We start from the raw sequence: 7,335 nt of genomic DNA, 5'->3' as shown, positions 1-7,335 counted from the left end.
ACTGCTCGCATTCATAGTTTTAAATTATAATTTTGTAGCAAGACCTAACAGTTTTGCCCCATCGGTCCAAGTCCTTAATAATGGGTATTACCCTAATTGTTATATGGCCACTAAGGGAAAACACGGCAGCGGATTTCATCATGCCATAGGTATAAAAACCTTGACGACCGGTTAATTCGCCGCTGCCGTGGTTAGGCATTCTTCCTGCAAAATTCTGTATATCTGAAGAATTAAACATAACACTTAATAACAATTGTTTTTTAGGTTCAAGACCATTGGTCAAATCTAAAGGACGACCGTTTTAGACGTATTGCTTTAGCAGACCGTTTTAAGACCGGCGTGAAACAGGCATGACGACCGTTTTAACCGAGTCGCTTTACAGAGCGTGTTTAACAGACCGTTTTATTTAATCAAATGGATATAGGTGATTTTGCAGATATGATAAGCTGATAAAGCGAAAAATAGCAATGCGATACTTTTATTAACGATATAGCTGCTTAAAGTAAACTTCTCCTGTATATATTGCGCAAACCGCGCGAAGCCATATAGTGCCAATGCGGCTCCTATCCCCGACCCTATGCTGAAAACAGACAGAGAAAGGTAGCCAGTATCAATCCATTCGTGAGAGATGAGATAAGTACCTACAAATAGCCAATAAGGGACTTGCATAGGATTAACAACCCCTAAAAGCATACCGTACTTAATACTGTCCTTTTTAGAATAATCTTCCTTAGGCATCTCTTTTCTCGATCTCCAGGTTATTACACCTAAAATACCAAACATAAACACCATGACGATGTCAATGGTACTCTCCAAATTAATTTCACTGGAAAGCCATTGTACAAAACGCATCACACCAAAGGTGAAAAGGATCTCTACAGCAGAAAACGCAGCAATAAAATATAAAGCCTGCCTAATACCTCTCGTAATCGTGAGCTGAACTACAGTTAGGTTAATATTGCCAGGAGGAATATAGCCTAGCATATTTAAAATTATCCCCAAAAAGAGTGTTAAAAAAATCATGCGCGAAGATACAACGATTTGACTACATATGTTCCTTTAAGTACTGTGCTGTGTAAGACTCTTTTACACCAACAAGATCCTCTGGAGTTCCTTCAAAAACAACATTCCCACCTTTATCTCCACCTTCAGGTCCAATATCTATCACCCAATCGGCAGACTTTATCATGTCCATATTGTGCTCAATTACCAGAATCGAATTCCCTTGTTCTATCAGGGTATTTAGTGCAATCAATAACTTTTTGATGTCATGGAAATGCAGCCCCGTTGTAGGTTCATCAAAAATAAACATGGTTTTATTGGCATTATTTCCTTTAATCAGAAACGATGCCAGCTTAATCCGCTGAGCCTCTCCGCCAGACAAAGTATTCGACGACTGCCCCAAATGCACATATCCCAAACCAACATCAACCAAAGGTTGTAGTTTCTGTAATATTTTGGGCTCATTGCTAAAGAACGCAACTGCTTCTTCAATGGTAAGATCCAATATATCGGCTACATTTTTATCCTGATAGGTGATGTCTAAAACTTGTTGTTTAAATCTGCGACCTCCACAGGTTTCGCAAGGCAGGTAAATGTCAGCCATAAACTGCATCTCGATTTTCACCTCGCCCTCACCCTGACAAACATCGCAACGACCACCCTCTACGTTAAAAGAGAAAGCTGCCGGTTTTAATCCGCCTGCTTTTGAAGCGGGTAAGGCAGAGAATAACGCACGTACATCATCCCAGGCTTTTACATAGGTAACAGGGTTAGATCTCGACGAGCGCCCTATTGGGTTCTGATCTACCATCTCTACCTGACTTACCAATTCGTAGTTACCATATATACCATCGTAAGCTCCGGTTTGCTCTCCCGAATAATTACCTATTGCTTTTTGTAGCGCAGGGTAAAATATCTTTTTGATTAAACTGGTTTTACCCGATCCAGAAACTCCACTAACTACTGTAAATACACCCAAAGGGATTTTTACATCTATATTTTTAAGGTTGTTTTCTCTTGCTCCTTTAATTAAAACATGATCTTTCCAACCTCTCCGTCTTGTAGGAATTGCTATTTTCTCTTCACCGGAAAGGTAACGGCCAGTTAAGCTATTTTTATCTTTAACGATCTCCTCATAGGTTCCACTAAATACCAGGTTACCACCATGCGTTCCAGCTTCTGGACCAATATCGATAATATGATCAGCCGCTTTCATCATTTCTTCCTCGTGCTCTACAACGATAACAGTGTTACCTACATTTCGTAGTGATTCCAGGACACTAATCAGCTTATTTGTATCTCTTGGGTGTAAACCAATACTTGGCTCATCCAATACATATATAGAGCCTACCAGACTACTCCCTAAGGATGTAGCCAGGTTGATCCGCTGTGATTCTCCACCGGAAAGGGTATTTGAAAGTCTATTTAAAGTTAAGTACCCTAACCCTACATTGTTTAAGTAGAGTACTCTGTTTTCAATTTCGGCTAGTAGTCGCTTAGAAATTTTCTGATCTGTTTCTGATAGCTTTAGGTTGGTAAAAAAGTCCAATATAGTTGCCAATGGCATCAATACCACATCAATGATAGATCTATCCGCTATTTTAACGTACGATGCATCTTTGCGCAACCTGGAACCTTTACAATCTGGGCAATTGGTTTTGCCCCTATAGCGCGACAACATCACCCGATATTGAATTTTAAAGGTTTGCTCTTCCAGTTCTTTAAAGAAATCATCCAGTCCACCAAAATACTTGTTACCAGTCCAGATTAACCTTTGTTCCTTTTCTGTTAATTCACTGTACGACCTATGAATAGGAAAATCAAACTTATCAGCGCTTTTAATCAGCTTATTTAGCCATTCACGCATCTTTTCCCCTCTCCAGGGTGCAATTGCATTATCGTAAACACTTTTACTTTTATCTGGAATAACAAGATCTTCATCAATGCCGATCACATTTCCGTAACCTTCACACTTTTTACAAGCTCCATAAGGATTGTTAAAGCTGAAAAAGTTCGGCGTAGGCTCTTCAAAACGAATACCATCAAGCTCAAATCTGTCGCAAAAATGGGTTAGTTTACCTTCATGATCCACATAGCAGTCGCCCTTACCTTCAAAAAAAGCAGTCTGTACCGAATCTGCAATACGGCTTAAAGTTTCTTCATCGTCATGAACAACGATTCTATCAATCAATATATTAACGGTAAGCTCATCTACGAGTTCAAAATCTTCAAAGTCTTTATCTTCTAGAATGTCCTCAATTTTATGGATCTTCTCTTTATAATATATCCTTAGGAAACCTTTCTGCAAAAGAACTGCGAGTTCTTCTTTCAAGGATCTGTTATTGTGAGGAAATAACGGGCAAAAGATGGTCACGACACTGTCCTCTCCCAGTGCCGAAATAAAATCAACAACAGTGGTTACCGTATCTTTTTTTACTATTTCTCCCGACTCAGGCGAATATGTCTTCCCTATTCTGGAAAAAAGCAGTTTTAAATAGTCATAGATCTCAGTAGAGGTACCCACTGTGGAGCGTGGATTTGAAGTAATTACCTTTTGTTCGATCGCTATTGCCGGGGCAATCCCTTTAATATAGTCTACATCGGGCTTATTCATCCTCCCCATAAACTGACGGGCATAAGATGACAAACTCTCTACGTAACGACGCTGTCCTTCAGCATATAAAGTATCAAAGGCAAGAGATGACTTGCCTGAGCCCGACATTCCGGTAATCACAACAAGTTTATTTTTAGGTATGGCTACATCTATATTTTTAAGATTATGAACTCTGGCACCCTTTATGATTATATGTTTATGTGGATCTTTATTGATTTCCTTATTCATTGATTTGTTGCTAGAATGCTGCTAATATAACCCAAATAACACAATTTTGGTTTTTCACGGCAAAGCAAAAATAAGGCTCTCAATCCACTTTTATTTTTTTTTAACACTTTTTATATGGTTTTCTAATAAAAAAATGGTTCTTTTGAAATATCAAGCCATAAATCAAACCACTAACTAACAAACCAATAGGAGAATTCATATAGAAAAAAACATCTACTAAGTATTTTATTAGCAAGAAGCAAGGGATTATATTGAGGTTAAGCAGCAAGGAATTTAGTAAGGATACTCCTATGAAACTACAACAAACGAGTGACCAAGATTTGGTTAAGTTATACCTTAACGGGGATGAAACCGTTTTGGAAGAACTTTTAAAAAGACATAAGTCTAAAATTTATACATCTATATATTTATTGGTTAAAGATCAGTATCTGGCCGAGGATATATTTCAAGATGCATTCATTAAAGTAATTAACACATTACGATCTGGCCGATATAATGAAGAAGGCAAATTTTTGCCTTGGGTGATGCGTATTGCGCATAACTTGGTTATAGATTATTTTAGACGCGACAAAAGGGCTCCTGTAATTACAAGTGCCGATGGAACGGATGTCTTTAATTTACTTCAATTTCATGAAGAAAGTGCCGAGGACAAAATGTTGAGAGAACAAACTCATACTGATTTAAGAGGGATGATTCATTTATTACCTGATGATCAAAAAGAAGTTCTAATTATGCGTCATTATGCAGATCTAAGCTTTAAAGAAATTGCAGATTTGACCGATGTAAGCATTAATACGGCTTTGGGACGGATGCGTTATGCATTAAATAATCTTCGTAAGATGATGAAGGTGAAGGAAGTTTCCTGATTTTTAGCTTAAAAACAGGGATTTGAAGGAACATTCTCAATTGTAAAGAATATATTACAATTCAAAGAGATATATCTGAAAATAAATTGAGCAGTTAAGCGTTTTTCATTAAAACTAAATACGCGCAGCTGCTTATGATGAAAACCTTTACTTCAATTAACAACTTAGATCACTCGCAACACAATCAGGAAAATCCTGATAAATTCGAGGTGAAAGATGCAATGTTTTACGAAAGCATTAAATCTCAATTGGATATGCTTAAAAGAGATCCTTCAGAGGAGTCGATTTCTAAGATCTTAGCTTATTCGAGAATCAAGTAATTTAAAAAGATCTTAAGCTGCCGCGAAACCGGCAGCTTTTTTTATGCCCGTTTTTTATCTAAGTTTGCCCTATGCTCAAAAAAGAAAGATATCAACTTTTTGTGTCCCATTTTTCTGCCCGGCAACCAAATGCCGAGACAGAATTACATTATAATAATCCTTTCCAATTACTTGTCGCCGTTATTTTATCTGCACAATGCACTGATAAAAGGATTAATCAGGTTACGCCGGCTTTATTTCAGCGTTTCCCTAATGCAAAAGCCCTGGCAGAAACTACCCCTGATATTGTATTTGATTACATCAGAAGTGTGAGCTATCCGAATAACAAGGCCAAGCATTTGGTGGGAATGGCGAATATCCTGTTAAATGAATTTAACAATGAGGTACCTTCGGATATTGACCAATTACAAAAAATGCCGGGTGTAGGCAGAAAAACAGCTAATGTAATTGCCTCTGTAATTTATAACGCCCCGGCAATGGCGGTGGATACCCACGTTTTTAGAGTTGCCAATAGAATTGGGTTAACGGCTGGCAAAACACCGCTAGCTGTAGAAAAAGACCTGGTTAAAAATTTACCAGAACATACTATTCATGTGGCACACCATTGGCTGATCTTACATGGAAGATACATTTGTGTAGCCAGATCGCCTAAATGCAGTATTTGCGAAATCACACATTTCTGTAAGTATTTCCAAAAAAACAATAAAATAACTAAAATATTTAGCGATTCTGAGGAGTCGATAAAATAATTTAAACTTTATTTGCATAATTAAAATTAAAACACACTATATTTGCTAACGTAATTAGCATACAGATTTAGCATTTAGGTCTACACATTAAATGTCTATCTTAATAAAGAATTATAAAAACATGAGCATAAACGCAGACAAACTAAAAGCGCTTCAACTTACTTTAGATAAGTTAGAAAAATCATATGGTAAGGGTACAGTGATGAAATTAGGTGATAATCCAGTAGAACCTATTGAATCTATATCTACCGGATCTATCAGTTTAGATATTGCATTAGGCATTGGTGGAGTTCCAAAAGGTAGGGTTATTGAAATATACGGTCCTGAATCATCCGGTAAAACTACTTTGGCTACGCACATTATTGCTGAAGCACAAAAAAGGGGTGGAATGGCTGCGTTTATTGATGCTGAACATGCTTTTGATAAAGGTTATGCAAAGAAACTAGGTGTTGATGTAGATAACCTATTGATATCACAACCGGACAATGGTGAGCAGGCTTTAGAAATTGCTGATAACCTGATCCGTTCTGGTGCTATTGATGTAATCGTAATTGACTCAGTAGCTGCCTTGGTACCTAAAGCGGAGATTGAAGGCGAGATGGGTGATTCTAAAATGGGCTTACATGCTCGTTTAATGTCACAAGCATTACGTAAACTTACCGGAACAATCGCAAAAACAGGTTGTTGCTGTATTTTTATCAATCAATTGCGCGAAAAAATCGGTGTAATGTTTGGTAACCCTGAAACAACGACTGGTGGTAATGCCCTTAAGTTTTATGCATCTGTTCGTTTAGATATCCGCAGAACATCACAAATTAAAGATTCGGACGAAGTAGCAGGAAATAGAGTAAAAGTAAAAATTGTTAAAAACAAGGTTGCCCCTCCTTTCCGTATCGCAGAATTTGACATTATGTTTGGTGAAGGTATTTCTAAAACAGGTGAGATCATTGATCTTGGTGTTGATTTCAACATCATCAAAAAAGCAGGTTCTTGGTTCTCTTATGGAGATACTAAACTTGGACAAGGTAGAGATGCAGTTAAACAATTGTTAATGGATAACCCAGAGCTATCTGAAGAAATCGAAGCAAAAATACGTGCGGAGGTTACAGGAGAAAAATTAGAAGAATTAGCCAAATAGTTAATTCAGAAAATCATAAAAAAAGGTGGATCATGATCATGATCCACCTTTTTTTATGTGCAGTCGTCATCCTGAATTTATTTCAGGATCACTCTTATGCATGTTTTGAATAGCTAGTGCGAGATCCTGAAATAAATTCACTGTTGTCCGGATAAAATTTTGGGCTAGCTGTTAAGCTAGCCCATTGTTGATATATTTGAGTTACCACACTTAAAAACATCAACATGAGCAAAAGTATATTTTTTACCGGACAGCCCATACTAAATCAACTGTTAAATTTGCTGGATCGGGGCAAGATTAAATCCATTGCCCGTGCCGGTAAACACGATCACTACTATAAGCATTTTGACACTTATACCCATTTAATAACGATGCTATACTGCGCATTGAACAAATGCACAAGTAGCCGTGAAGTTGT

7 protein-coding genes are annotated in these 7,335 nt (G+C 37.5%); 5 read left to right on the top strand and 2 right to left on the bottom strand.

From position 1 onward, the window contains the following. Positions 1-402: 402 nt before the first annotated feature. Positions 403-984, bottom strand: a complete 582-nt coding sequence (locus EZ444_RS26900) for a LysE family transporter (RefSeq protein ID WP_225874868.1) — start codon at positions 982-984, stop codon at positions 403-405. Positions 985-1,045: 61 nt separating this feature from the next. Then, positions 1,046-3,844, bottom strand: coding sequence for an excinuclease ABC subunit UvrA (uvrA, locus tag EZ444_RS26895; protein ID WP_131612992.1), 2,799 nt, complete (start codon positions 3,842-3,844; stop codon positions 1,046-1,048). Positions 3,845-4,134: 290 nt separating this feature from the next. Between uvrA and EZ444_RS26890 the strand changes: the two genes are divergently transcribed. The 5 genes from EZ444_RS26890 to EZ444_RS26870 all read left to right on the top strand — a co-directional run. Beyond that, positions 4,135-4,710 carry an RNA polymerase sigma factor gene (locus EZ444_RS26890; RefSeq protein WP_131612991.1) on the top strand — a complete coding sequence of 192 codons (576 nt, stop codon included), beginning with the start codon at positions 4,135-4,137 and terminating at the stop codon, positions 4,708-4,710. A 134-nt stretch (positions 4,711-4,844) separates the two neighbouring features. Further along, on the top strand, positions 4,845-5,030 hold the full coding sequence (locus EZ444_RS26885) for a hypothetical protein (protein WP_131612990.1): 186 nt from the start codon (positions 4,845-4,847) through the stop codon (positions 5,028-5,030). A gap of 71 nt (positions 5,031-5,101) precedes the next feature. Further along, positions 5,102-5,779, top strand: coding sequence for an endonuclease III (gene nth, locus EZ444_RS26880; protein ID WP_131612989.1), 678 nt, complete (start codon positions 5,102-5,104; stop codon positions 5,777-5,779). A 121-nt stretch (positions 5,780-5,900) separates the two neighbouring features. Next, positions 5,901-6,917 carry a recombinase RecA gene (gene recA, locus EZ444_RS26875; protein WP_131612988.1) on the top strand — a complete coding sequence of 339 codons (1,017 nt, stop codon included), beginning with the start codon at positions 5,901-5,903 and terminating at the stop codon, positions 6,915-6,917. Positions 6,918-7,141: 224 nt separating this feature from the next. Continuing rightward, positions 7,142-7,335: DUF4372 domain-containing protein (locus EZ444_RS26870; protein ID WP_131612271.1), on the top strand; the 194-nt coding region annotated here is incomplete at its 3' end.

This window comes from Pedobacter hiemivivus (genome assembly GCF_004331685.1).
Classification (GTDB): domain Bacteria; phylum Bacteroidota; class Bacteroidia; order Sphingobacteriales; family Sphingobacteriaceae; genus Pedobacter; species Pedobacter hiemivivus.
The sequence above is the reverse complement of the archived record's forward strand: the minus strand, read 5'-3'. Positions and strand labels throughout refer to the sequence as shown.

Excerpts from the sequence above, each read along its gene's own strand:
- EZ444_RS26890 (WP_131612991.1), top strand. The coding sequence starts at position 4,135 with ATGAAACTACAACAAACGAGTGACCAAGATTTGGTTAAGTTATACCTT.
- nth (WP_131612989.1), top strand. The coding sequence starts at position 5,102 with ATGCTCAAAAAAGAAAGATATCAACTTTTTGTGTCCCATTTTTCTGCC.
- uvrA (WP_131612992.1), bottom strand. The coding sequence starts at position 3,844 with ATGAATAAGGAAATCAATAAAGATCCACATAAACATATAATCATAAAG.
- recA (WP_131612988.1), top strand. The coding sequence starts at position 5,901 with ATGAGCATAAACGCAGACAAACTAAAAGCGCTTCAACTTACTTTAGAT.
- EZ444_RS26900 (WP_225874868.1), bottom strand. The coding sequence starts at position 984 with ATGCTAGGCTATATTCCTCCTGGCAATATTAACCTAACTGTAGTTCAG.
- EZ444_RS26885 (WP_131612990.1), top strand. The coding sequence starts at position 4,845 with ATGATGAAAACCTTTACTTCAATTAACAACTTAGATCACTCGCAACAC.